We start from the raw sequence: 24,967 nt of genomic DNA, 5'->3' as shown, positions 1-24,967 counted from the left end.
ATCACCTGTCCGTTGGACAGCGTCACGGTCACTGGCGCATGCGCTTCATTCGAAAGCGTGGCGGTGTAGGTGATCTGGCCGCCTTCGGTGATGGCAGTGTCGGTGGTCGACAGCGTCACAGTGGTGGTGTCGATCGAATCCGAAATGACGGTGGTTGGCGGATTGGTGTTGTCCGGAACCAGCTTCTCGAAGTTGCCACCAGTGGCGGTGGTGATGGTGGTGCTAACGGTGGAACCGTTGTTGTAGACGTCATTGACCGGCGTTTGGAAAACCACAGTGCCGGTGGTTTTGCCGGCATCAATGGTGATGACCTGGCCGTTGGACAGGGTCACGGTGACCGGCGCGTGAGCTTCGTTGCTCAAGGTCGCGGTGTAGGTGATCTGACCGCCTTCGGTGATCGCAGTGTCGTTAGTCGACAAGGTCACGGTGGTGGTGTCGATCGAGTCCGAAATGATAGTGGTCGGCGGATTCGTATTGTCCGGAACCAACTTCTCAAAGTTACCACCAGTAGCGGCTGTGATCGTGGTGCTGACGGTGGAACCGTTGTTGTAGACGTCGTTGACCGGAGTCTGGAAAACCACGGTGCCGGTGGTTTTACCGGCATCAATGGTAATAACTTGGCCGTTGGACAGCGTCACGGTCACTGGCGTATGCGCTTCATTCGAAAGCGTGGCGGTGTAGGTGATCTGACCGCCTTCGGTAATGGCGGTGTCGGTGGTGCTCAACTTAACGGTCGTGGTGTCGATCGAGTCGGTGATGGTGGTAACCGCTGGATGGCTGTTATCCGGAACCAGCTTCTCGAAATTGCCGCCAGTAGCGGTGGTGATGGTCGTGCTGACGGTGGAGCCGTTGTTGTAAACGTCGTTTACCGGCGTTTGGAAAACAACGGTACCTGTGGTTTTTCCCGCGTCGATGGTGATGACCTGGCCGTTGGACAGGGTCACGGTCACCGGCGCATGCGCTTCATTCGAAAGCGTTGCCGTGTAGGTGATCTGGCCGCCTTCAGTGATCGCAGTGTCGTTAGTCGACAAGGTCACAGTGGTGGTGTCGATCGAGTCTGAAATGACGGTGGTTGGCGGATTGGTATTGTCCGGGACCAGCTTCTCGAAGTTGCCACCCGTTGCGGTGGTGATAGTGGTGCTGACGGTGGAACCGTTGTTGTAGACGTCGTTGACCGGAGTCTGGAAAACCACGGTGCCCGTGGTTTTGCCTGCGTCAATGGTAATAACTTGGCCGTTAGACAGCGTCACGGTTACCGGCGCGTGAGCCTCGTTGCTCAATGTCGCGGTGTAGGTGATCTGACCGCCTTCGGTGATGGCAGTGTCGGTGGTCGACAGCGTCACAGTGGTGGTGTCGATCGAATCCGAAATGACGGTGGTTGGCGGATTGGTGTTGTCCGGAACCAGCTTCTCGAAGTTGCCACCAGTGGCCGTCGTAATGGTGGTGCTGACGGTGGAACCGTTGTTGTAAACGTCGTTGACCGGTGTTTGGAAAACCACGGTGCCGGTGGTTTTACCGGCATCAATGGTAATGACCTGGCCGTTAGACAGCGTCACGGTGACCGGGGCGTGAGCTTCGTTGCTCAAGGTCGCGGTGTAGGTGATCTGACCGCCTTCGGTGATGGCAGTGTCGGTGGTCGACAGCGTCACAGTGGTGGTGTCGATCGAATCCGAAATGACGGTGGTTGGCGGATTGGTGTTGTCCGGAACCAGCTTCTCGAAGTTGCCACCAGTGGCCGTCGTAATGGTGGTGCTGACGGTGGAACCGTTGTTGTAAACGTCGTTGACCGGTGTTTGGAAAACCACGGTGCCGGTGGTTTTACCGGCATCAATGGTAATGACCTGGCCGTTAGACAGCGTCACGGTGACCGGGGCGTGAGCTTCGTTGCTCAAGGTCGCGGTGTAAGTGATCTGACCGCCTTCGGTGATTGCGGTATCGGTGGTCGACAGCGTCACAGTGGTGGTGTCGATCGAATCCGAAATGATAGTGGTCGGCGGATTCGTATTGTCCGGAACCAACTTCTCAAAGTTACCGCCAGTAGCCGCAGTAATCGTGGTGCTTACGGTGGAACCGTTGTTGTAGACGTCGTTGACCGGAGTCTGGAAAACCACGGTACCGGTGGTTTTACCCGCGTCGATAGTGATCACCTGTCCGTTGGACAGAGTCACGGTCACTGGCGCATGCGCTTCATTCGAAAGCGTGGCGGTGTAAGTGATCTGGCCGCCTTCATTGATCGCAGTGTCGGTGGTAGACAGCGTCACCGTCGTGGTGTCGATTGAATCGGAGATAACAGTGGTCGGTGGATTGGTATTGTCCGGGACCAGCTTCTCGAAGTTGCCACCGGTAGCGGTGGTGATCGTGGTGCTAACGGTGGAACCGTTGTTGTAGACGTCGTTGACTGGCGTTTGGAAAACCACGGTGCCCGTGGTTTTACCTGCGTCGATGGTGATGACCTGGCCGTTAGACAGAGTCACGGTCACCGGCGCATGCGCTTCATTCGAAAGCGTGGCGGTGTATGTGATCTGACCCCCTTCGGTGATCGCAGTGTCGTTGGTCGACAGCGTCACGGTGGTGGTGTCGATCGAATCCGAAATGACAGTGGTCGGCGGATTGGTATTGTCCGGAACCAGCTTTTCGAAGTTGCCGCCAGTGGCCGTCGTGATTGTGGTGCTGACGGTGGAACCGTTGTTGTAGACGTCGTTGACCGGAGTCTGGAAAACCACGGTGCCCGTGGTTTTGCCTGCGTCAATGGTAATAACTTGGCCGTTAGACAGAGTCACGGTCACTGGCGCATGAGCTTCGTTGCTCAAGGTCGCGGTGTAGGTGATCTGCCCACCTTCAGTGATCGCAGTGTCGTTGGTCGACAAGGTCACGGTAGTGGTGTCGATCGAATCCGAGATAACAGTGGTCGGCGGATTTGTATTGTCTGGGACAAGTTTCTCGAAGTTGCCGCCAGTGGCCGTCGTGATTGTGGTGCTAACGGTCGAACCGTTGTTGTAAACGTCATTGACCGGGGTCTGGAAAACTACGGTACCGGTGGTTTTACCGGCATCAATGGTGATCACCTGTCCGTTGGACAAGGTCACGGTCACCGGCGCATGCGCTTCATTAGAAAGCGTGGCGGTGTAAGTGATCTGACCGCCTTCAGTGATCGCAGTGTCGTTAGTCGACAAGGTCACGGTGGTGGTGTCGATCGAGTCCGAGATAACAGTGGTCGGCGGATTGGTATTGTCCGGGACCAACTTCTCGAAGTTGCCACCGGTAGCGGTGGTGATAGTGGTGTTGACGGTGGAACCGTTGTTGTAGACGTCGTTGACCGGAGTCTGGAAAACCACGGTGCCCGTGGTTTTGCCTGCGTCAATGGTAATAACTTGGCCGTTAGACAGAGTCACGGTTACCGGCGCATGCGCTTCATTCGAAAGCGTGGCGGTGTAAGTGATCTGACCGCCTTCAGTGATTGCGGTGTCGTTAGTCGACAAGGTCACGGTGGTGGTGTCGATCGAGTCGGTAATCGTGGTGGTTGGCGGATTGGTGTTATCCGGAACCAACTTCTCGAAATTACCGCCAGTAGCCGCCGTAATCGTGGTGCTAACGGTGGAACCGTTGTTGTAGACATCGTTGACGGGGGTTTGGAAAACCACAGTGCCGGTGGTTTTACCGGCATCAATGGTGATCACCTGGCCGTTGGACAGGGTCACGGTCACCGGCGCGTGAGCTTCATTCGAAAGCGTCGCGGTGTAAGTGATTTGACCGCCTTCAGTGATCGCTGTGTCGTTAGTCGACAAGGTCACGGTGGTGGTATCGATCGAATCCGAAATAACGGTGGTTGGCGGATTGGTATTGTCCGGGACCAGCTTCTCGAAGTTGCCACCCGTTGCGGTGGTGATCGTGGTGCTAACGGTCGAGCCGTTGTTGTAAACGTCGTTGACCGGAGTCTGGAAAACCACAGTGCCGGTGGTTTTACCGGCATCAATGGTGATCACCTGTCCGTTGGACAAGGTCACGGTCACCGGCGCATGCGCTTCATTAGAAAGCGTGGCGGTGTAAGTGATCTGACCGCCTTCAGTGATCGCAGTGTCGTTAGTCGACAAGGTCACGGTGGTGGTGTCGATCGAGTCCGAGATAACAGTGGTCGGCGGATTGGTATTGTCCGGGACCAACTTCTCGAAGTTGCCACCGGTAGCGGTGGTGATAGTGGTGTTGACGGTGGAACCGTTGTTGTAGACGTCGTTGACCGGAGTCTGGAAAACCACGGTGCCCGTGGTTTTGCCTGCGTCAATGGTAATAACTTGGCCGTTAGACAGAGTCACGGTCACCGGCGCATGCGCTTCATTCGAAAGCGTGGCGGTGTAAGTGATCTGACCGCCTTCAGTGATCGCTGTGTCGTTAGTCGACAGCGTTACCGTCGTGGTATCGATCGAGTCGGTGATCGTAGTCACCGCTGGCGTAGTGCTCGGCACCAGGTTCTCAAAATTACCGCCAGTCGCCGCCGTAATGGTGGTGCTAACGGTCGAGCCATTGTTGTAAACATCATTGGCTGGCGTATCGACGACAACTGTCCCCGTGGACTTCCCTGCTTCAATGGTAATCACCGAGCCATTGCTCAAAGTGACGGTCACCGGCGTCTGCGCTGGGTTGGTCAGGGTCGCGGTGTAAGTGATCTGACCGCCTTCGGTCACGGTATTACCGGCTGCCAGCGTGACAGTGGTGTTGTCGATCGAATCGGTAATGGTGGTAACCGCTGGCGTAGTCGCCGGCACCAGGTTCTCGAAGTTACCGCCGGTTGCCCCGGTAATCGTGGTGCTGACGGTCGAGCCATTGTTGTAAACATCATTGGCTGGCGTATCGACGACAACTGTCCCCGTGGACTTCCCGGCTTCAATGGTAATCACCGAGCCATTGCTCAAAGTGACAGTCACCGGTGTCTGCGCTGGGTTGGTCAGGGTGGCGGTGTAAGTAATCTGGCCGCCTTCGGTCACGCTTTCGCCCGCCGTCAGGGTGACGGTGGTGTTGTCGATCGAATCGGTAATGGTGGTAACCGCTGGCGTAGTTGCCGGCACCAGGTTCTCGAAGTTGCCGCCGGTAGCCCCGGTAATCGTGGTGCTGACGGTTGAGCCATTGTTGTAAACATCATTGGCTGGGGTTTCGACGACCACCGTCCCGGTGGACTTCCCGGCTTCAATGGTAATCACCGAGCCATTGCTCAAAGTGACAGTCACCGGTGTCTGTGCTGGATTAGTCAGGGTCGCGGTGTAGGTAATCTGACCGCCTTCGGTCACGGTATTCCCGGCTGTCAGCGTGACAGTGGTGGTATCGATCGAATCGGTAATGGTGGTAACCGCTGGCGTAGTCGCCGGCACCAGGTTCTCGAAGTTACCCCCGGTAGCCCCGGTAATCGTGGTGCTGATGGTCGAGCCGTTGTTGTAAACATCATTGGCTGGCGTATCGACCACGACCGTCCCGGTGGACTTCCCGGCTTCAATGGTAATCACCGAGCCATTGCTCAAAGTGACAGTCACCGGCGTCTGCGCGGGGTTGGTCAGGGTAGCGGTGTAAGTGATCTGACCGCCTTCGGTCACGGTATTACCGGCTGTCAGCGTGACAGTGGTGGTGTCGACGGTGTCGGTGATTTGGGTCACCGCCGGCGCGGGGTCGGTGGTCAGCACCAGGTTGTTGCCACCGGTGGTGCCGGTGACGGTGACACTGATTTGGCTTGCATCGATGTACGGCGTGTCGTTGGGTGCCAGGGGCACATTCACGGTGCCCGTCAATTGGCCGGCCGGGATGGTGATCACCGCGCCATTGGACAGGGTGATGCTCAGGTCGCTGGTGGGCGCCTGCGTCACCGTGGCGGTGTAGGTCAGCACGCCGCCCGCTTCGGTGATGGTCGGGGTCGCGCCCAGGGTCAGGGTGGAGGCTTGCAGCACCAGGCCGCCCGCGTCGTTCGCCTGTCCGCCAGTATTCTGGGTCAGGGCCGAGGTGGTCACACCCAGGCCGGCTGTTGGGAAGCCAATGGTCGGCGCGACGCTGGCCGCCGTTGCATCCAGTACCACGAAACTATGGCCGCCACCCGCTGCGCCCGTGCCGGCCGCAGTCGGCCCTGCTGCGGTAGCTTCCAGGTCGGTGGTCGGGTCGGCGCCGGCAGCGATGGCTTGCTGCAGCTCGGCAACCGACGGCGCGGCCTGGGCAGTGGCTTGGGCCAGGTCGAGGCTGGAGTCCGGCGTATCGGCGCTCCACTGGGTTTCACGGCCCAGGTCCAGTGTGCGGCCGTCGGCCAGCTCCAGGCTAACGGCGCCCGAGAGGCCGGTGTCTACCTGATCCCCTGCGAACAGTCGGTCGCCTTCGACAAGTACACGTCTGACTCCTTCTGGAGAAATGACGAAAACTTGGCCAACAATGCTTTTGACGATGGCAACAACACTGCTCATTGAAGATTTCTCCGGCGATCCGTTCGGGTAACTTCCATAGACCTGAGCACTAGTTAGCGTCAGTTTGGAGGTGTTAAGACTTTTGACAGGTGACTCGTCAATAATTTGGCTATATTTTTTCGAAATTAACTTTATGCCAAACTATTGACCTTATGGCCGCCATCCTAAACAATCGCCCCACTAATGTCACATTGATATTTATGCGGCGAACCGTCCTACATGTGTGAACCAGTTCCGATTTTGAACTTTCCGACGTACGGTCATTACGGTTGCCATTTTCCGACACAGCGACTCGATCTGCTGTGATTTGAGACAAGAAGTCCTGGGGAATTTTTGAAATGCGTTTGCACCTGTTTAAGGCACTGCCGTTCGTCCTCGCCGCGAGTTTCGTACACGCCCAAACATTGCCACAGGCCATGCAGCAAGCGCTCGACGTGCACCCTGAGATTCAGGCCGGCGTAAATAGTCGTATCGCCGCCGACTACCAATTACGCGCCGCCCAAGGTGGCTACCTGCCGAAGGTAGACTTGGCCGGTGGCTACGGTCGTGAAGGCGTGGACAACTCGTCCACTCGTGCCGCCAACGGTCGTGGCAGCAACCAATGGGATACGCTCAACCGCGGCGAATCGAGCCTGCGCCTGCAGCAAATGATTTTTGACGGTTTTGCCACTTCCAGCGAAGTAGGGCGTCAACAAGCCACCGTCAACTCCCGTGCTTATTCGTTGCTCGGCACCTCCGAGCGCACCGGCCTGACCGTTGCCCAGGTCTATCTGGACGTGCTGACCCGTCGTGAATTCGTACGCCTGGCTGAAGAGAACCTGCGCAACCACGAGCGCATCTACGACCAGATCAAACTGCGCACCCAGCGCGGCGTCGGTAACGGTGCTGACCAGGACCAGGCTGAAGCCCGTCTGGCTCAAGCCCGTAACAACCTGATCACCGAACAGACCAACCTGGCCGACTCCCAGACTAACTATCTGAGTGCCGTGGGCCAGATGCCTGACCAGTTGGAGCGCCCGGCACCGTTCATGGCCATGCTGCCAGCCGACCTGAACGAAGCACGTCGCCAGATGCTCGACAATAGCCCGATCCTGCGCTCGGCCGAATCCGATATCGTCGCGACCGAACAGCAGTACCAAGCCGCCAAGTCGGCGTTCTACCCGCGTTTTGATGCTGAACTCGGTACCAATGCCGACAACAACGTCAACGGTGACCCGTCCCACAACAATGGCTGGGAAGCCATGTTGCGCATGCGCTTCAACCTTTACTCCGGCGGCAGCAACAAAGCGGACCTGGAATCCAAATCGGCCCTGTCCAACCAGGCCCTGGATATCCGCAATAACGCCTTGCGCCAGTTGAACGAAGAGCTGGGCCTGGCCTGGAATGCCCTGAACAACGCCAACGCCCAAGTGCCGATCGCCCAGCAATACGTCGATCACAGCACCCGAGTACGGACTTCCTACCAGCAGCAATTCAGTTTGGGCCAACGTACCCTGCTCGATTTGCTCGACAGCGAGAACGAACTGTTCACCGCTTCCCGTCGTTTGGAAGAGATCAAAAACATTCAGTTATTTACTCAATACCGAATCAAGGCGACCATGGGCGAATTGCTCAAAAGCCAGGGAGTGGTCGCGCCAATGGCCTCCGTCGTGCAAAACGACGTGAAGCCTAAAGTCCAACTGCCAGGGATGAATTGAGCCACCCCTCCAAGCCCCATCTGTTAGTCGAGAGTACCCGCGTGGAATCAGAAGTCAGTCGAGTTCATCTCAGTCATGATCCACGCACGCTGCATGACGACCCGTTACTCGACGGGTTGCTTGCGCTTTGTGCACTGCATCAGAAACCTGCCAGTGCGGCGATGCTCACCACCGGCCTGCCGTTGCCTGCGCAACGCCTGAGCGCTGAACTGCTGCCCCGCGCCGCTGCACGCGCCGGACTTCAGGGGCGTTTGTTGCAACGCAAGCTGGAACAGATTCCGACCATCGCCCTGCCGGCCTTGCTGTTGCTCAAGGACGGTCGCAGCACGGTGTTGGTCGGTTGGCATGGCGAGGACGAAGCTCGCATTTTGCTCAGCGAAAGCGATGGCGGTGAAGTCGTCGTCAAGCGCGAAGTGCTGGCCGATGATTACACCGGCAAAGTGTTCTTCGCCCAACCCCAGCACAAGTTCGATGTCAACCACGGCACCCTGATCCCCCGTGCCCGCTCCTGGTTCCGCGACACCTTGAAGCGCTCGCGCTGGCTTTACACAGACGCCATCGCTGCCAGTTTCCTGATCAACATCATCGCCATGGCCGCACCGCTGTTCGTGATGAACGTCTATGACCGTGTAGTGCCGAACCAGGCCACGGCCACCTTGTGGGTGCTGGCTATCGGCATTGGTGGCGCCTATCTGTTCGATCTGATCCTCAAGAGTCTGCGCAGTTTGTGCCTGGACCTGGCCGGGAAAAAAACCGACCTGATTATCTCGGCGACGCTGTTCGAGCGCATTGTCGGGATGTCCATGAAATACCGCCCGGCGCGGGTGGGCAGCTTCGCCCAAAATATCCACGAGTTTCAGAGCCTGCGGGATTTCCTCGCGTCACTGACCCTCACCAGCCTGATCGACCTGCCGTTCACCCTGCTGATTTTCCTGGTGATCGCTATCCTCGGCGGGCACCTGGTGTGGATTCCCGTGCTGGCGTTCCCGCTGGCCCTGGGCATCGGTTATGCCCTGCAAAAGCCCCTGGTGGCAACCATGGAGCGAACCATGGCCCTGGCCGCCGAGCGCCAGTCGAGCCTGATCGAAACCCTCGCCGGGCTGGACGCGGTCAAGGTCAATAACGCCGAAAGTGAACGCCAATACCAGTGGGAGCAAACCATTGGCACCCTCAGCCGTCTGGAACTGCGGGTGAAGTTGCTGTCGGGCCTGTCGATGAACATGACGCTGCTGATTCAGCAATTGGCGGGCGTCGTGATGATTTGCTTCGGTGTTTACCAGATCATCGACGGCAACCTGAGCATGGGCGGCCTGATTGCCTGCTACATGCTCAGTGGCCGTGCCTTGAGCCCGCTGGCTTCGCTGTCTGGCCTGCTGACCCGTTACCAGCAAGCCAAAGTCACCATGAAATCGGTAGACCAGATGATGGAGTTGCCCCAAGAGCGCAACTTCGAAGAGCGTCCGATGAGCCGCCGCACGCTGCAAGGTGCGATCGAATGCCGGGGCCTGAACTTCACCTACCCGGACCAGCAAAACGCCGCGCTGAAAAACCTCAACCTGGTGATCAAGCCCGGGGAAAAAATCGGCATTATCGGGCGCAGTGGTTCGGGTAAAAGCTCACTCGCCAAATTGATTGTCGGCCTCTACCAGCCTGACTCCGGCGCCTTGCTGGTGGACGGCGTGGACGTTCGCCAGATCGACGTCAGCGAGTTGCGCCACAACATCGGCTACGTGCCCCAGGACATCCAACTGCTCGCCGGCACCCTGCGGGACAACCTGGTATCCGGTGCCCGCTATGTCGAAGACGAAATGGTCCTGCAAGCCGCGGAATTGGCCGGTGTCCACGAGTTCGCCCGCCTGCACCCCCAAGGTTACGAACTGCAAGTCGGCGAGCGCGGGCAGAACCTGTCCGGCGGCCAGCGGCAGAACGTCGCGCTGGCCCGTGCCTTATTGCTCAACCCGCCTATTCTGCTGCTCGACGAACCGACCAGCGCCATGGACAACACCGGTGAAGAACGCTTGAAACAACGCCTGCAAGCTGTGGTGCAAAACAAGACGGTCGTGCTGGTCACGCACCGCGCCTCGCTGCTGTCCCTGGTGGACCGCCTGTTGGTGGTCGATCGTGGTCAGATTCTCGCCGATGGCCCGAAAGCCGCCGTCATGGAAGCGTTGAAAAAGGGGCAAATCAGTGTCGCTTAAGTCCTTCAAAAACGCGATTGGCCGCTACTTCAAAGGCTCCGAATCCCTGCAAGACCAGCCGCTGCCCGAGGTCAACAAAGCACTGATCGAAGATGCGCCGCGGGTCATCCGCCTGACCATCTGGGCGATCATCGCGTTTTTCCTGTTCCTGGTGGGCTGGGCGTATTTCTCCAGTATCGACGAAGTGACGCGCGGCGACGGCAAGGCGATTCCGTCCTCCAAACTGCAGAAAATCCAAAACCTTGAAGGCGGTATCGTCGCAGAGCTGTACGTCAAGGAAGGCCAGATCGTCGAAGCCGGGGCGCCGTTGATTCGTCTGGATGACACGCGCTTTGTGTCCAACGCCGGCGAAACCGAAGCCTTGCGGTTGTCGATGTTGCTGCGGGTCGAACGCTTGAGCGCGCAGGTGGATGACCGTCCGCTGAATATTCCGGACGACGTGCTCAAGGCCGCGCCGAGCCAGGCCGCCAGTGAGCGCTCGCTCTACGAGAGCCGTCGTCAGCAGCTCAAGGACGAAGTCGGCGGGTTGCAGGAGCAACTGGTGCAGCGTCAACAGGAACTGCGCGAGTTCTCCTCCAAGCAAGGCCAATACCGCAACCAGCTGTCGTTGCAGCGCCAGGAAATCAACATGTCCGAGCCGTTGGTGGCCCAGGGCGCGGTCTCGCCGGTTGAAGTGCTGCGGCTCAAGCGTGCGGAAATGGAAACCCGTGGCCAACTCGATGCAACTACCCTGGCGATTCCCCGTGCCGAATCGGCGATCAAGGAAGTGCAGCGCAAGATCGACGAAACCCGCGGCAAATTCCGCAGTGAGGCCCTGACGCAACTCAACGAAGCCCGTACCGAACTGAACAAGGCTGCGTCTACCGGCAAGGCCCTGGAAGATCGGGTAAGCCGCACCCTGGTGACCTCGCCGGTGCGTGGCATCGTCAAGCAGCTGCTGGTGAATACCGTCGGCGGCGTGATCCAGCCAGGCAGCGACATGGTGGAAATCGTGCCGCTGAATGACACCTTGCTGGTGGAAGCCAAGATACGTCCGCAAGACATCGCCTTCCTGCACCCGGGGCAAGAAGCGGTGGTCAAGTTCACCGCCTATGACTACACCATCTACGGCGGCCTCAAGGCCAAGCTCGAGCGCATCGGTGCCGACACCATCACCGACGAAGACAAGAAAACCACCTACTACATGATCACCCTGCGCACTGACCGCAGCCACCTGGGCACCGATGAGAAGCCGCTGATCATCATCCCCGGCATGGTGGCTTCGGTCGACATCATCACCGGCCAGAAAAGCATCCTCAGCTACCTGCTCAAGCCGATCCTTCGGGCGCGGGCAGAGGCGTTGCACGAGCGCTGATCCCGACTGCACGCCCGGCCGTCCCTTGTGGGAGCCGGGCTTGCCCGCGATGAGGCCCTCCAAAACACCCAAGCGCCATGGCCTGTACAAAAGCCATATCGATATTCATTAACGGTATTTAAAATGCCGTTCTTATGACTATAAAGTCACTCTCCTGACTGTCCGGGAGTGAACTCATGTCTGCCACCTCTACTGTTCCAACAGCGAACGACACTGCACAAACCTTTGAGATCCGTCCATTTCCCGGCAGCGTCGGCGCCGAGATCATTGGCCTGGACCTGACCCGCCCGGTCAGCGACCAGGACTTCGCCCGCATCCATCGCGCGCACCTGGACCACCATGTCGTCGTCTTCCGCGACCAACGCATCACTCCCGAGCAACAGATCGCCTTCAGCCGCCGCTTCGGTGTGCTGCAAATCCACGTGCTCAAACAATTCCTGCTGGCCAACCACCCGGAAATCCTGATCGTCTCCAACATCATCGAAAATGGCCAATCCATCGGCCTGGGGGACGCCGGCAAGTTCTGGCACTCGGACCTCTCCTATAAGGAACTGCCGAGCCTCGGCTCGATGCTCCACGCCCAAGAGCTGCCGTCCGAAGGCGGCGACACCTTGTTCGCCGACATGCACAAAGCCTGGGACCACCTGCCCGAGCACCTGCGAAAGGCTGTCGAAGGTCGCAGCGCCGCACACTCCTACACGGCGCGTTACAGCGAAACCAAATTCGAAGGCAACTGGCGCCCGACCCTCACGCCTGAGCAGCTGGCTCAAGTGGCGGAAGTGGTGCACCCGATCGTACGTACCCATCCGGAAAATGGCCGCAAGGCGCTGTTCGTCAGTGAGGGCTTCACCACCCGCATCGTCGGCCTGCCGGAAGACGAAAGCCGCGACTTGCTGGCCCAGCTCTACGCCCACAGCGTGCTGCCGGAAAACATCTACCGCCATCAGTGGCAGCCCCACGATCTGGTGTTCTGGGACAACCGCTCGCTGATCCACCTGGCGGCCGGCTGCCCGAGCCACCTGCGGCGCAAGCTGTTCCGCACCACCATCCAGGGCGACGCGCCTTTCTGATCCGGAGCAAGACCATGTCCAAGAAAATCCCATTTGCGCGCCTGGCCGCCACGGTCGGCCTGGGCGTCAGCCTGCTGGCCGGTAGCCTTGTTGCACCTGCGGCCGCCCAGGCCGAAGGCGAGATTCGCATTGCCGAGCAGTTCGGCATCGTCTACCTGTTGCTCAACGTGGTGCGTGACCAGAACCTGATCGAAAAATACGGCAAGCAGGAAGGCATCGACATCAAGGTCGACTGGACCCAACTGTCCGGCGGCGCCGCCGTCAACGATGCGTTGCTCTCCGGCTCCATCGACATCGCCGGCGCTGGCGTCGGCCCGCTGCTGACCATCTGGGACCGCACCCACGGCAAGCAGAACGTGAAAGCCGTCGCTTCCCTGGGCAACTTCCCTTACTACCTGGTGAGCAACAATCCCAAGGTCAAGACCATTGCCGACTTCACCGAAAAAGACCGCATCGCCGTACCCGCAGTGGGCGTCTCCGTGCAGTCGCGCTTCCTGCAATACGCCGCGGCCAAGCAGTGGGGCGACAAGGAATTCAATCGCCTCGACAAGTACACCGTCGCCGTCCCGCACCCGGACGCCACGGCTGCGTTGATCGCCGGTGGTACCGAGCTGACCGGGCACTTCTCCAACCCGCCGTTCCAGGAGCAGGCCCTGACCAACCCGAACGTGCACGTGGTGCTCAATTCCTACGACATCCTCGGCCCCAACTCGCCGACGGTGCTGTTCGCCACCGAGAAATTCCGCAACGACAACCCGAAAACCTACAAGGCGTTCGTCGAGGCGCTGACCGAAGCGGCCCAATTCGCCCAGAACGATAAAGGCGCCGCCGCCGATACCTACATTCGCGTGACGAAGGCCAAGATCGACCGCGCCGAACTGCTGAAAATCATCGAAAACCCGCAATTCGAATTCAGCGTCACACCGAAAAATACCTACCCGCTGGCGGAATTCCTCTACCGCGTCGGCGCGATCAAAAACAAACCCGAATCGTGGAAGGATTACTTCTTCCAGGACACCAAGCCGCTGCAAGGGAGCTGACATGAACGCGCCCTTGCAAGGCCACACGGCCAGCAACCCGACGACCACCGAAGCACTGCTTTCGGTGGATAAAGTCAGCCTTGAATACCGCACACCAGAACGGGTCGTGCGGGCCACCCACCAGGTCAGTTTCGAGATCGACCCGGCGGACCGCTTTGTACTGCTGGGGCCTTCGGGCTGCGGCAAATCCACGCTGCTGAAATCCATCGCCGGCTTTATCAAGCCGTGTGAGGGCGAGATCCGTCTGCTTGGGCAAAAAGTCGAGCAGCCAGGGCCGGACCGCATCGTGGTGTTCCAGGAGTTCGACCAACTGCCGCCGTGGAAAACCGTCAAGCAGAACGTCATGTTCCCGCTGCTCGCCTCCAAGACCCTGAAGCGTCGCGAGGCTGAAGAGCGGGCCCTGTACTACCTGGAAAAAGTCGGCCTTACGGCCTTTGCCGATGCCTATCCACACACCCTGTCCGGCGGCATGAAGGCCCGCGTGGCAATCGCCCGGGCGTTGGCCATGCAGCCGAAAATCCTGCTGATGGACGAACCCTTCGCCGCCCTCGACGCCCTGACCCGACGCAAGATGCAGGAAGAGTTGCTGCTGCTCTGGGAAGAGGTGCGCTTCACGCTGTTGTTCGTCACCCACTCCATTGAAGAAGCGCTGGTGGTGGGCAACCGCATCCTGTTGCTGTCGCCGCACCCGGGGCGGGTGCGAGCGGAAATCCACAGCCATCAATACGACCTGCACAGCCTTGGCGGTGTGGCGTTCCAGGCTTCGGCGCGGCGCATTCATCGGCTGTTGTTTGATGAAGCGCCCGAGGCGGAAACCGAGCTGGGTTTCGCCGATATCCGCATCGCTTATTGAAGGGTTTCCACCATGCGCCAGGAATATGAAATCACTCTCGAACCGTTGCCCGGTGTTCGCGTAGAGCGCGAGTTGCCGCTGCGTCAGCGCTTGTGGCAACAAGGCTGGCTGCGTAAAAGCCTGATCCTGATCGTGCTCGCGATCCTCTGGGAAGCGGCCGCCCGTTATCAAAACAATGACCTGCTGCTGCCGAGCTTCCTGCAGACCCTGAGCGCGTTCTACGACGGCATGGCCAGTGGCGAGCTGTTGAGCAAGGTCAGCATCTCGCTGGTGGTGCTGATCAAGGGTTACCTGATCGGCATTGTGCTGGCGTTTGCCCTGACCACCCTGGCGGTGTCGACCCAGCTGGGCCGCGACCTGCTGAGCACCCTGACCTCGATGTTCAACCCGTTGCCGGCGATTGCCCTGCTGCCGCTGGCGCTGTTGTGGTTTGGCCTGGGGCAGAACAGCCTGATCTTCGTGCTGGTGCATTCAGTGCTGTGGGCGCTGGCGCTCAACACCTATTCCGGGTTTCTCGGTGTCTCGGAAACCCTGCGCATGGCCGGTCGCAATTACGGCCTCAAGGGCATGCGTTTTGTGCTGTTCATCCTGATCCCGGCGGCGCTGCCTTCGATCCTCGCCGGGCTGAAAATCGGCTGGGCGTTTGCCTGGCGCACGCTGATTGCGGCCGAGCTGGTATTCGGCGCCACCAGCGGCAAGGGCGGGCTGGGCTGGTACATCTTCCAGAACCGCAACGAGCTGTACACCGACAAGGTGTTTGCCGGCTTGGCAGTGGTGATCCTGATCGGTCTGCTGGTAGAGAACCTGGTGTTCGACACCCTGGAGCGGGTCACCGTGAAGCGTTGGGGCATGCAACGCTAATCACCTGCTGCTCCCTGTAGGAGCGAGCTTGCTCGCGAAAAATGTCCAGGCGACGCGTCCCTTCAGGATGCCCGCGTTACCGTTAACGTTCTTCGCGAGCAAGCTCGCTCCTACAGAGAAGCCTGCTACGATTGCGCCAAGTTCACTCCCAACCCATCACGAGTGCTTGGCATGCAATTACCGGACATGAACCTGCTGGTCGCCCTCGACGCCTTGCTCGACGAGGGCAGTGTGGTGGGTGCCGCACGGCGGATGAACCTGAGCCCGGCCGCCATGAGCCGCACCCTCACGCGAATCCGCGAGGCGGTGGGCGATCCGATCCTGGTGCGTGCCGGTCGCGGCCTGGTGCCGACGCCCAAGGCCCTGGAGCTACAAGGCCAGGTGCGTAACGTGGTGGAACAAGCGGCGCTGCTGTTCCGCTCGGCGGACGAAGTGGACTTGCGCACCCTGCGCCGGCGGTTCAGCGTGCGGGCCAATGACTTTTTTGTCGGGGTGTACGGCGGTCGACTGTTCGACACCATGGAGCGCATGGCACCGCTGTGCGAGCTGCGCTTCGTGCCCGAAGGCGATACCGATGACGAAGCCCTGCGTGAAGGCCGTCTCGATCTGCGGGTGGGCAACACCATGCCGATCACCCCGGAAGTGAAGGTGCAGAATCTGTTCACCACCACCTTCGTCGGGCTGGCGCGGGAAGGGCATCCGTTGTTCGATGGAGAAATCACCGCTGCACGGTTCGCCAGCTACTCCCACATCAGCATCTCCCGACGCGGCATCGCCCGTGGGCCGATCGACACGGCACTCAACGCCCAGGGCCTGGAACGTCGAGTCGCCATGATCGCCCCGGGGTTTCACGGCGCGATGTTCATGCTGCCGGACTCCGACCTGATCCTGCCGGTGCCCAAGGAAGCGCTCTACAGCGCCAATCGCCTGAAGCTGCCGTTGCGCGCCTTCACCCTGCCGATCTCCCTGCCGACCCTGGTGTTGACCCAGGCCTGGCACCCTCGTTTCGACAAGGACCCGGCCCATAAATGGCTGCGCGAGACCATGCGTGAATGCTGCGAGGCGACGTGGCAAGAAGCGCAACCCACGTGAGTCGCAAGTGAGCTCGGTCAATGTGGGAGCTGGCTTGCCTGCGATGCGGGCGACCCGGCTTTTCAGGAATAGCGAGGTGATGCCGTCGCGGGCAAGCCCGGCTCCCACAGAGATCGCCTACATTTTGATCATTGCGTCTGGTGCACTTATAAGCTTCCTATAAGTCACTTTTTGTCATGTCTAAGCCTGATTAAACTGCTCGGGTATTTCTTATTCCGAGTTGTAGTTCATGACGTCCCTCGCTGCTCCCGCACCCCTGGCCGCAGCCAAGCCGACCGCCATCACCCCGCCCGTTTTCGGCCCGCGCATCATCATCGGCCTGGTGGGCGTTTTGCTCGCGGTACTGGTGTCCGGCCTCAACGAGATGGTGACCAAAGTCGCCCTCGCCGATATTCGCGGTGCGATGTACATCGGCTTCGACGAAGGTACCTGGCTGGTGGCCGCGTACACCGCCACCTCCGTCTCGGCGATGGCCTTTGCACCCTGGTGTTCGGTGACGTTCTCCCTGCGTCGTTTCACCCTGTGCGCCATCGGCCTGTTCACCGTGCTCGGCGTGCTGTGCCCGTTCGCACCGAATTACGAAAGCCTGCTGATTTTGCGCACCGTGCAAGGCCTGGCCGGCGGCGCTTTGCCGCCGATGCTGATGACTGTGGCCCTGCGGTTCCTGCCGGCCAACGTCAAGCTGTACGGCCTGGCCGGCTACGCCCTGACCGCAACCTTCGGCCCTAGCCTCGGCACACCGCTGGCGGCCATGTGGACCGAATACGTCGGTTGGCAATGGGCGTTCTGGCAGATTGTCGGGCCGTGCCTGCTGGCGATGGCCGCCGTAGCCTACGGCTTGCCCCAGGACCCGTTGCGCCTGGAGCGCTTCAAGCAGTTCAACTGGCGCGGCCTGCTGCTGGGGTTTCCGGCGATCTGCATGCTGGTGATCGGCCTGCTACAGGGCAATCGCCTGGACTGGTTCGAGTCGCCGCTGATCACCTCGTTGCTGATTGGCGGCCTGGTGTTGCTCGTGTTGTTCATGATCAACGAGTGGTCGCACCCGATGCCGTTTTTCAAGTTGCAGATGCTCGGCATCCGCAACCTGGCGTTCGCGCTGATCGTGCTCGCCGGCGTGCTGATCGTGCTGCTGGCGGTGACCATCATTCCGTCCAGCTACCTGGCTCAGGTACAAGGCTACCGCCCGCTGCAAACTGCCCCGGTGATGCTGATCATGGCGCTGCCGCAGTTGATTGCGCTGCCGTTGGTGGCGGCGCTGTGCAACTTGCGTTGGGTCGATTGCCGCTGGGTATTGGGCATCGGCTTGAGCATGTTGATCCTGTCCTGCGTGGGCGGGGCGCAGCTGACGTCGGCGTGGATCCGCGATGATTTTTACGCGCTGCAGTTGCTGCAAATCTTCGGGCAACCGATGGCGGTGTTGCCGCTGTTGATGCTCTCCACCGGCAGCATCACGCCCCAGGACGGACCGTTCGCCTCGGCGTGGTTCAACACCGTCAAAGGCCTGGCCGCCGTGGTCGCCACCGGTGTGATCGATGCCTTGACTACCCACCGTCTGCATTTCCACTCGACCATGTTGGTGGACAGCCTGGGCAACTCGCCCCTGGCCGACAGCGATGCCGCCGGCCTTGCCCATCGCTTACACCAGCAGGCCGTGGTGCTCACTTCTTCGGATCTCTACTACGTCATGGCGGGTGTCGCGGCGGTGTTGATCCTGCTGATTTTCTGGATGCCGACGCGGATTTATCCGCCCCGTGCACCGACTTGATTGCTCACTGAGCCAAAGGGATCGTTATGAAACGCAAAGACAAAATCGCTGTAACCGTCATCACCGTGTTCGCCGTGGGTGTGCTGGTTTACCTGCTGGCGCCGGGCGTGTTCGGCAGCAAGCGCCAGACCACCAACGACGCCTTCGTCGCCGCCGACTACACCTTGGTGGCGCCACGCGTGGCCGGGTTTATCAAGGAAGTGCTGGTGGAAGACAACCAGCGGGTCAAGGCCGGCCAGTTGCTGGCGCTGATTGATGACCGTGACTTCCGCGCCGCAGCCCAGGCGGCTGATGCCGATACGTTGGTGGCCCAGGCGCAACTGAAAAACGCCACGGCGACCCTGGAGCGGCAAAGCTCGGTGATCGCCCAGGCCCAGGCCACGGTGGCGGCAGATCGCGCCGAAGTGGCGTTTGCCGAACACGAACTGAACCGCTACAACCACCTCGCGGGCGTAGGCGCCGGTACTGTGCAGAACGCTCAGCAAGCCAAGACCCGCATCGACCAGGCTACCGCGCGCCTGGCGAATGCCACGGCGGTACTGGCTGCCGAACGCAAGCAAGTGGAAATCCTCAGCGCCCAGCGGGATGCGGCGGAAGGCGGTTTGAAACGTGCCCAGGCCGCACTGGAAATGGCCAGCTTTCAGCTGTCGTACACCCGCATCGTCGCGCCGGTGGACGGCATGGTCGGCGAGCGTGCGGTGCGGGTTGGCGCCTATGTGACGCCGGGCAGCAAGATCCTCGCCGTGGTGCCGCTGGCCGAGGCCTACGTGGTGGCCAATTTCCAGGAGACCCAACTGTCCCACATGCACGCAGGCCAAGCGGTTGAAGTGCGGGTCGACAGCCTCGACGGTGATGTGCTCAAGGGGCACCTTGAAAGCCTGGCGCCGGCCACTGGCGTGACGTTCGCCTCGGTCAAGCCGGACAACGCCACCGGCAACTTCACCAAGGTGGTGCAGCGCATTCCGGTGAAAATCATCCTGGAGCCCGGCCAGGCGCTGACCGAACGCCTGCGGGTCGGCATGTCGGTGGAAGCCAGCGTCGACACCCACGCCGCCGCCCAGCCACGCGAGGTCGCCCAGCAATGAGACATCTCGCCTGGATCACCTTGAGTTTGCTCAGCCTGAGTGCCTGCACCGTCGGCCCGGACTTTCAGCGCCCGCAAAACCCGCTGGGCAAATGGACCGAGCCTCAGGGCCGACAAGCCGCCAGTCATGCGGTCAACGAGCCGTTGGAAGAGCGTTGGTGGGAAGTGTTCCATGACCAGCAACTCACCGCGCTGACGCGTCGTGCACTGACCGACAACCTTGACCTGAAACTCGCCAGCAGTCGCCTGCAACAAAGCCGCGCGGCGCGCCAGGTGATCACTTCCGAGCGCTACCCGACCGTCAACGCCACCGGGGATTATCTGCGCCAACGCAACAGCGCCGATGGCTTGAGCGATCCCTCCGGCAAGAATGGCCGCTCGGCCTTCAACCAATGGGACATGGGTTTCTCCGCCGCCTGGGAACTGGACTTCTGGGGCCGGGTAAAGCGCGAAACCGAAGCCGCCGACGCCACCCTGCAAGTCGCCGAAAACGACCGCCGTGCCGTGCTGTTGTCAGTGCTGGCGGAAACCGCCCAGGACTACATCCAACTGCGCGGCGTACAGAACACCCGGGCCGTCACCGAGCAAAACCTCGACGTCGCCCGCCACAGCCTCAAGCTGTCGCAACTGCGTTTGGCCGACGGGGTTGCCACTGACCTGGACGTCGCCGAAGCCGCCGCTCAAGTCGCCGCCATCGAGGCTCGCCTGCCGGACTTGCAGCAACGCCAGGATCAACTGATCAACGCCCTGAGCTTGTTGATGGGCGAACCGCCACAAGCTCTGTATGCCGAACTGTCCAAGGACGCCGCCGTGCCGCAAACCCAACGTCAGGTTGCTATTGGCCTGCCGTCGCAACTGGCCGAACGGCGCCCCGATATCCGCCAGGCCGAAGCGCGCTTGCATGCCGCCACCGCTTCCATTGGCGTGGCCAAGGGCGACTTCTACCCGCGCATCACCCTGTCCGGCAGCGTGGGCTCCCAGGCGCTGCAGTTGGCGGATCTCGGCTCGTGGAGCTCCCGTGCATTCGCCTTTGGCCCGCAACTGAGCTTGCCGATTTTCAACGGTGGCCGGCTGCAAGGCATGCTCGATTTGCGCGAAGCCCAGCAACAGGAAGCGGCTTTGGCCTACCAGCAAACTGTGCTGCGGGCCTGGCATGAAATCGACGACCAGCTGACTCGCTACAACGCCAGCCAACTGCGCCGCGACAGCCTCGCCGAAGCCGTCCGGCAGAACCAGATCGCCCTTGCCACGGCGCAGCATCAATACGTCGAAGGCGTGGTGGATTTCGTTAACGTGCTGACGGTGCAAAGCGCGTTGCTGGCGACGCAAGAGCAGTGGGTGGAAAGCTCCACCGGCGTGTCTCTGGCCATGGTCGGGTTGTACAAGGCGTTGGGCGGTGGCTGGGAATCGGTGTATCCGTTGCAGACCGCCGGGCGCTGAATGACAAAGAGCTTTGCCAGCCGTGCAACATGGTGTAATGATAATTGCTCTCAATAACGTATCTGAGCTTTTCATGGACACCGCGACTGACGGCCGGCAACAGCTTCATCTCCTGTGTCGCGACCATCACGGCTGGCTGCAAAGCTGGCTGCGCAAACGCCTGGGGGATCGCGAACACGCCGCCGATGTGGCGCAGGACACCTTCCTGCGCTTGCTGGTATCGGGGCGCTTTCCCGGTGACAAGGAAAGCCGCAGCTACCTGACACAGATCGCTCGCAACCTGGTGATTGATCAATGGCGGCGCCTGCGCATCGAGCGCGCCTACCTGGAAAGCATCGCCCACCTGCCGGAGCCCGAGTCGCCGTCCCTGGAAACTCGCGCATTGATCCTTGAAACCCTGATGCAGATCGACGCCATGCTCGATCGCATGCCCGACAATGTGCGCCGGGCGTTCCTGTTGTCGCAGTTCGAAGGGCTGAGTTACGCACAGATCGCCGAGCGCCTGGAGGTGACTGTCAGCTCGGTGCAGAAGTACATGACCCGGGCGATTCTCGCCTGCTATCAGGTCGCCTACGAAGAATGAGAGCCCGGCACGAAGCGCCGATTGCCCCGGCCATTGTCGAGCAGGCCAGCGAGTGGTTGATGCTGCAATGGGGCGGCGAGATGGACGGCGATCAGTGCCAGGCCTTCGCGCGCTGGCAGGAGGCCGGCCCGGAACATCGGCGCGCCTGGAAGCGCTTGCAGCAGTTACAGCAAACCCTCGGCGGTGTGCCTGTCGACAGTGCCCGCGCGGTGTTACGCGAGACACCGGACACCCAACGCCGCGCCGCCTTGAAACTGCTCGGGCTGTTGCTGGTGGCCGGTGGCAGCGGCTATCTGGTGCAAAGCAGCCAGCCCTGGCAGGCGGCGTTTGCCGACTACCGCACCGCCACCGGTGAGATTCGTCACCTGACCTTGAGCGATGGCACGCGCCTGGACCTCAACAGCAACAGCGCGGTTGACCTGCGGTTCAGTGCCAGTGAGCGGCGTATCCGCCTGATACGTGGCGAGATCCTGCTGACCAGCGGCCACGACCCGTCCCGGCCATTGATCGTCGAAACCCCGGCCGGAGATGTGCAGGCCTTGGGCACCCGGTTTGCCGTGCGTGAAGTGGACGATGGCAGCCGCGTCGACCTGTATGAAGGGCGTGTGCAGGTGCGTCCGGTGCGCGGCGCGGCGGTGCAGATGAATGCAGGGGACAGCCTGTGGTTCAGCGCCAGCCAGACTTCGACGCTGGCGCCGGTGGATGCCAATGCCAGCAGTTGGACCGAGAACCGCTTGATCGCCGAGCGCCAGCCGCTGGGACAGTTCGTTGCCGAGTTGAGCCGTTATCGCCCGGGCTTGCTGCGCTGCGATGCGGCAGTGACGGGCTTGCTGTTGACCGGCGTGTTTCCGCTGAATGACACCGACGCGATTCTCCACGCGCTTGAGCGTTCGTTGCCGGTGCAGGTACAGGCGGTGACGCGCTATTGGGTCACGATCAAGGCGCGGGTCTAAAAAAATTTTTTGCCTACGGCTTGTCGGTTTTCCTACCCCGTCCGGGATACCTCTTGAAAGCCAATCAAGAAGCGTTCTCACGGGGAGCCCTGCAATGTCGCACCACCCAATCCAACCTCTGGCCCGCGCCCTGCGCCGTGGCCTGTTTGTCAGTTTGCTGGCGACGGCGCCTGTGGTGCCGAGCGTGGTCCAGGCTCAGGAGAGCGCTGAAGCGCTGCGCCCATACAACATTCCCGCAGGCAACCTCGACCAGGCCTTGAACCAGTTCGCCAGCGCCTCGGGAATCCTGTTGTCGGTGGACGCCTCGCTGACCCAAGGCAAGCGCAGCGCCGGCTTGCAGGGCCGCTACGCCACCGGGCCAGGGTTGGAACGGTTGTTGGCCGGCAGCGGGTTGGTCGCGGTGCAATCCCAGGGCGGCTGGTCGTTGCAGGCGCTGCCGGCGAACGGCGCGCTGCAACTCGGTGCGACGCAGATCAGTGGCCAACAGGATCAGGAAACGGCCTGGGGCGCGGTCGACGGCATCGTTGCCAAGCGCAGCGCCACCGGCAGCAAGACCGATTCGGCGCTGGTGGAAATCCCCCAGACCATCAACGTCATTACCGCCGCCGAGATCAAAGCCCGCGGCGCCCAAAGCGTCACCCAGGCGCTGCTTTATACGCCGGGCATGACCGCCGGCGGCTTTTCCGACCGCGTCAAACTGTTCGATGAACCTACTTCCCGTGGCTTCTCGCCGACGCCGCTGTACCTCGACGGTTTGCACTTGCCTTACGGCGGCGGCAGCACCGGCGGGGCATTGCAGATCGAGCCGTACTCCCTGGAGCGCATCGAAGTGCTCAAAGGCCCGGCCTCGGTGCTGTACGGGCAGAACCAGCCGGGCGGCATCGTCAATATGGTCAGCAAGCGCCCCAGCGAAACCCCGGTGCATCAAGTGGTGCTGGAAGCCGGCACCTACGAACACAAAAGCGCCGCTATCGACCTCAGTGGTCCTCTGGATGAACAAGGCCAGTTTCTCTATCGCCTCACTGGCCTGGCCAAGGACGAGCAGGGCGAGATCAACTACGTCGAGAACAAACGCCAATTCATCGCCCCCAGCCTGACCTGGCAGCCCAACGACGACACGCGCCTGACCGTGTTCGCCCAGTACCAGAAAGACAAAGGCGTGCCCGAGGCCCAGGGTTTGCCTGCGTCCGGGACGATCTGGGACAACCCCAACGGCAAGATCAAGCGTGATGTGTTTATCGGCGAGCCTGGCGTCAACCAGTACAACCGCGAGCAGTACGTGTTGGGCTATGAGGTGTCCCATCGCCTGAACGACACCTGGACCCTCAAGCAAAATGCCCGCTACGCCGAGGTGGACGACCGTTACACCGCACCGCTGCACGGCTACAGATTTGTACCCAACCCGGCAACTGGCGTGCAAGACCAACGCTACCTGCAGCGCTTCGGCGTGGACTGGTCGCAGAACAACAAAGTGTTTGGCGTGGATAGCATCGCCCAGGCGGAATTCGACACCGGGGCACTGTCCCATACGCTGATCGTCGGCCTCGATTACTACCACTTCAACTCGCAATTCCACGGGCTGTACGACCGTAATCCACCGGTGATCGACCTGTTCAAGCCGGTCTACGGCCAGCGGATGAATTTCGGCCAGCCTTACCGCTGGGACCGCACCGTGACCCAGACCTGCCTGTATGTGCAGGACCAGATCAAACTGGATAAGTGGGCGCTGGTCCTTGGCGGGCGCTACGACTGGGCCAACGTGGTCAACAAGGAGCCGTTGGCCGACACCCGCACCAGCAGCAAAGACCAGGCGTTCACTGGCCGGGCCGGTTTGGTGTACCTGTTCGATAACGGCCTGGCGCCGTTTATCAGCTACTCCGAATCCTTCCTGCCGCTGTCGGGCACCGATATCAGCGGCAAACCGTTTGATCCCTCTACCGGCAACCAGTACGAAGTCGGCCTGAAATATCAGCCGCCGGGCCAGAAGAGTTTTGTGCAGGTCTCGGTCTACCAACTCGACCAGGAAAACGTGCTGACCACCAACCCGGTAGACACCACCTTCAGCACCCAGAGCGGTGCCATGCGCTCACGGGGTGTGGAGCTGGAAGCCAAGGCCTCCCTCAGCGATGCCTGGGACGTGGTCGCCTCGGCAGCGCGCAACGACATCAAATACACCAAGGACAACGACGGCCGCCAAGGCCGACACCCGGCAGGCATCTCACCGCTTACCGCTTCGGTGTGGGTCAATTACACCGTCCTCGGCGACACGCCCCTGGCGGGCCTTGGGGCAGGCGTGGGTACGCGCTATGTTCGCAGCAGCTTCGGTGATTACTACGCAGGAGCGTTCAGCATCCCGTCCTATACCGTCTACGACGCCAGCCTGAGCTACGACCTGGGTGCCTCGCCGTTCAAGCTCAAAGGCGTGAAGCTGGCGATGAATGTGCAGAACCTGACCAACAAAACCTACGTGTCGCAATGCACCAGCGACCTGGATTGTTACTACGGGGAAGGGCGTACGGTGGTGTCGAGTTTGACCTATGACTGGTAAA

Annotated in this window: 15 protein-coding genes; 14 read left to right on the top strand and 1 reads right to left on the bottom strand. The window is 60.7% G+C overall.

Annotated elements, in window-relative coordinates:
* On the bottom strand, nucleotides 1-6,428 hold a 6,428-nt coding region (locus JFU58_RS32055; RefSeq protein WP_201143103.1), incomplete at its 3' end, for a retention module-containing protein.
* Between the two features lie 338 nt (nucleotides 6,429-6,766).
* Between JFU58_RS32055 and JFU58_RS32050 the strand changes: the two genes are divergently transcribed.
* The 14 genes from JFU58_RS32050 (at nucleotide 6,767) to JFU58_RS31985 (ending at nucleotide 24,966) form a co-directional block, all read left to right on the top strand.
* Nucleotides 6,767-8,125, top strand: coding sequence for a TolC family outer membrane protein (locus tag JFU58_RS32050; RefSeq protein ID WP_063033672.1), 1,359 nt, complete (start codon nucleotides 6,767-6,769; stop codon nucleotides 8,123-8,125).
* Between the two features lie 41 nt (nucleotides 8,126-8,166).
* The gene (locus JFU58_RS32045; RefSeq protein WP_093203162.1) at nucleotides 8,167-10,323 is read left to right on the top strand and encodes a type I secretion system permease/ATPase; all 2,157 of its coding nucleotides are present in this window, start codon (nucleotides 8,167-8,169) and stop codon (nucleotides 10,321-10,323) included.
* Nucleotides 10,313-11,677: an HlyD family type I secretion periplasmic adaptor subunit gene (locus JFU58_RS32040; protein ID WP_063033671.1), complete on the top strand. Its 1,365-nt coding sequence runs from the start codon at nucleotides 10,313-10,315 to the stop codon at nucleotides 11,675-11,677. The genes JFU58_RS32045 and JFU58_RS32040 overlap by 11 nt, the downstream gene beginning before the upstream one ends.
* A 176-nt stretch (nucleotides 11,678-11,853) precedes the next feature.
* The gene (locus tag JFU58_RS32035; RefSeq protein WP_063033670.1) at nucleotides 11,854-12,747 is read left to right on the top strand and encodes a TauD/TfdA dioxygenase family protein; all 894 of its coding nucleotides are present in this window, start codon (nucleotides 11,854-11,856) and stop codon (nucleotides 12,745-12,747) included.
* Nucleotides 12,748-12,761: 14 nt separating this feature from the next.
* The gene (locus JFU58_RS32030) at nucleotides 12,762-13,787 is read left to right on the top strand and encodes an ABC transporter substrate-binding protein (protein ID WP_093203152.1); all 1,026 of its coding nucleotides are present in this window, start codon (nucleotides 12,762-12,764) and stop codon (nucleotides 13,785-13,787) included.
* A gap of 1 nt (nucleotide 13,788) precedes the next feature.
* Nucleotides 13,789-14,640: an ABC transporter ATP-binding protein gene (locus tag JFU58_RS32025; RefSeq protein WP_093203148.1), complete on the top strand. Its 852-nt coding sequence runs from the start codon at nucleotides 13,789-13,791 to the stop codon at nucleotides 14,638-14,640.
* A gap of 12 nt (nucleotides 14,641-14,652) precedes the next feature.
* Nucleotides 14,653-15,501 (top strand): ABC transporter permease, encoded by an 849-nt coding sequence (locus JFU58_RS32020; protein WP_017478025.1) that lies wholly within the window; start codon nucleotides 14,653-14,655, stop codon nucleotides 15,499-15,501.
* Between the two features lie 171 nt (nucleotides 15,502-15,672).
* Nucleotides 15,673-16,593: a LysR family transcriptional regulator gene (locus JFU58_RS32015; protein WP_063033667.1), complete on the top strand. Its 921-nt coding sequence runs from the start codon at nucleotides 15,673-15,675 to the stop codon at nucleotides 16,591-16,593.
* A 229-nt stretch (nucleotides 16,594-16,822) separates the two neighbouring features.
* Nucleotides 16,823-18,358, top strand: coding sequence for an MFS transporter (locus JFU58_RS32010; RefSeq protein ID WP_177025661.1), 1,536 nt, complete (start codon nucleotides 16,823-16,825; stop codon nucleotides 18,356-18,358).
* A 26-nt stretch (nucleotides 18,359-18,384) separates the two neighbouring features.
* Nucleotides 18,385-19,443, top strand: a complete 1,059-nt coding sequence (locus JFU58_RS32005; RefSeq protein WP_063033665.1) for an HlyD family secretion protein — start codon at nucleotides 18,385-18,387, stop codon at nucleotides 19,441-19,443.
* Complete coding sequence (locus tag JFU58_RS32000) at nucleotides 19,440-20,882, top strand: efflux transporter outer membrane subunit (RefSeq protein WP_177069493.1); 1,443 nt, start codon at nucleotides 19,440-19,442, stop codon at nucleotides 20,880-20,882. Before JFU58_RS32005 ends, JFU58_RS32000 begins: the two co-directional genes overlap by 4 nt.
* A 73-nt stretch (nucleotides 20,883-20,955) precedes the next feature.
* Nucleotides 20,956-21,465: a sigma-70 family RNA polymerase sigma factor gene (locus tag JFU58_RS31995; protein ID WP_201143102.1), complete on the top strand. Its 510-nt coding sequence runs from the start codon at nucleotides 20,956-20,958 to the stop codon at nucleotides 21,463-21,465.
* The gene (locus JFU58_RS31990) at nucleotides 21,462-22,418 is read left to right on the top strand and encodes a FecR domain-containing protein (RefSeq protein ID WP_201143101.1); all 957 of its coding nucleotides are present in this window, start codon (nucleotides 21,462-21,464) and stop codon (nucleotides 22,416-22,418) included. The genes JFU58_RS31995 and JFU58_RS31990 overlap by 4 nt, the downstream gene beginning before the upstream one ends.
* A gap of 94 nt (nucleotides 22,419-22,512) precedes the next feature.
* Nucleotides 22,513-24,966 carry a TonB-dependent siderophore receptor gene (locus JFU58_RS31985; protein ID WP_201143100.1) on the top strand — a complete coding sequence of 818 codons (2,454 nt, stop codon included), beginning with the start codon at nucleotides 22,513-22,515 and terminating at the stop codon, nucleotides 24,964-24,966.
* Nucleotide 24,967 lies beyond the last annotated feature (1 nt).

Origin of the sequence: Pseudomonas sp. TH34 (genome assembly GCF_016650865.1) — a bacterium.
GTDB classification, from domain to species: domain Bacteria; phylum Pseudomonadota; class Gammaproteobacteria; order Pseudomonadales; family Pseudomonadaceae; genus Aquipseudomonas; species Aquipseudomonas yamanorum.
This window is presented reverse-complemented; position numbering and strand designations above follow the sequence as displayed.

Bases quoted from the DNA above. Each gene is read 5' to 3' on its own strand.
- JFU58_RS32050 (WP_063033672.1), top strand. From the start codon at position 6,767: ATGCGTTTGCACCTGTTTAAGGCACTGCCGTTCGTCCTCGCCGCGAGT.
- JFU58_RS32035 (WP_063033670.1), top strand. From the start codon at position 11,854: ATGTCTGCCACCTCTACTGTTCCAACAGCGAACGACACTGCACAAACC.
- JFU58_RS32030 (WP_093203152.1), top strand. From the start codon at position 12,762: ATGTCCAAGAAAATCCCATTTGCGCGCCTGGCCGCCACGGTCGGCCTG.
- JFU58_RS32025 (WP_093203148.1), top strand. From the start codon at position 13,789: ATGAACGCGCCCTTGCAAGGCCACACGGCCAGCAACCCGACGACCACC.
- JFU58_RS32020 (WP_017478025.1), top strand. From the start codon at position 14,653: ATGCGCCAGGAATATGAAATCACTCTCGAACCGTTGCCCGGTGTTCGC.
- JFU58_RS32015 (WP_063033667.1), top strand. From the start codon at position 15,673: ATGCAATTACCGGACATGAACCTGCTGGTCGCCCTCGACGCCTTGCTC.
- JFU58_RS32010 (WP_177025661.1), top strand. From the start codon at position 16,823: ATGACGTCCCTCGCTGCTCCCGCACCCCTGGCCGCAGCCAAGCCGACC.
- JFU58_RS32005 (WP_063033665.1), top strand. From the start codon at position 18,385: ATGAAACGCAAAGACAAAATCGCTGTAACCGTCATCACCGTGTTCGCC.
- JFU58_RS32000 (WP_177069493.1), top strand. From the start codon at position 19,440: ATGAGACATCTCGCCTGGATCACCTTGAGTTTGCTCAGCCTGAGTGCC.
- JFU58_RS31995 (WP_201143102.1), top strand. From the start codon at position 20,956: ATGGACACCGCGACTGACGGCCGGCAACAGCTTCATCTCCTGTGTCGC.
- JFU58_RS31990 (WP_201143101.1), top strand. From the start codon at position 21,462: ATGAGAGCCCGGCACGAAGCGCCGATTGCCCCGGCCATTGTCGAGCAG.
- JFU58_RS31985 (WP_201143100.1), top strand. From the start codon at position 22,513: ATGTCGCACCACCCAATCCAACCTCTGGCCCGCGCCCTGCGCCGTGGC.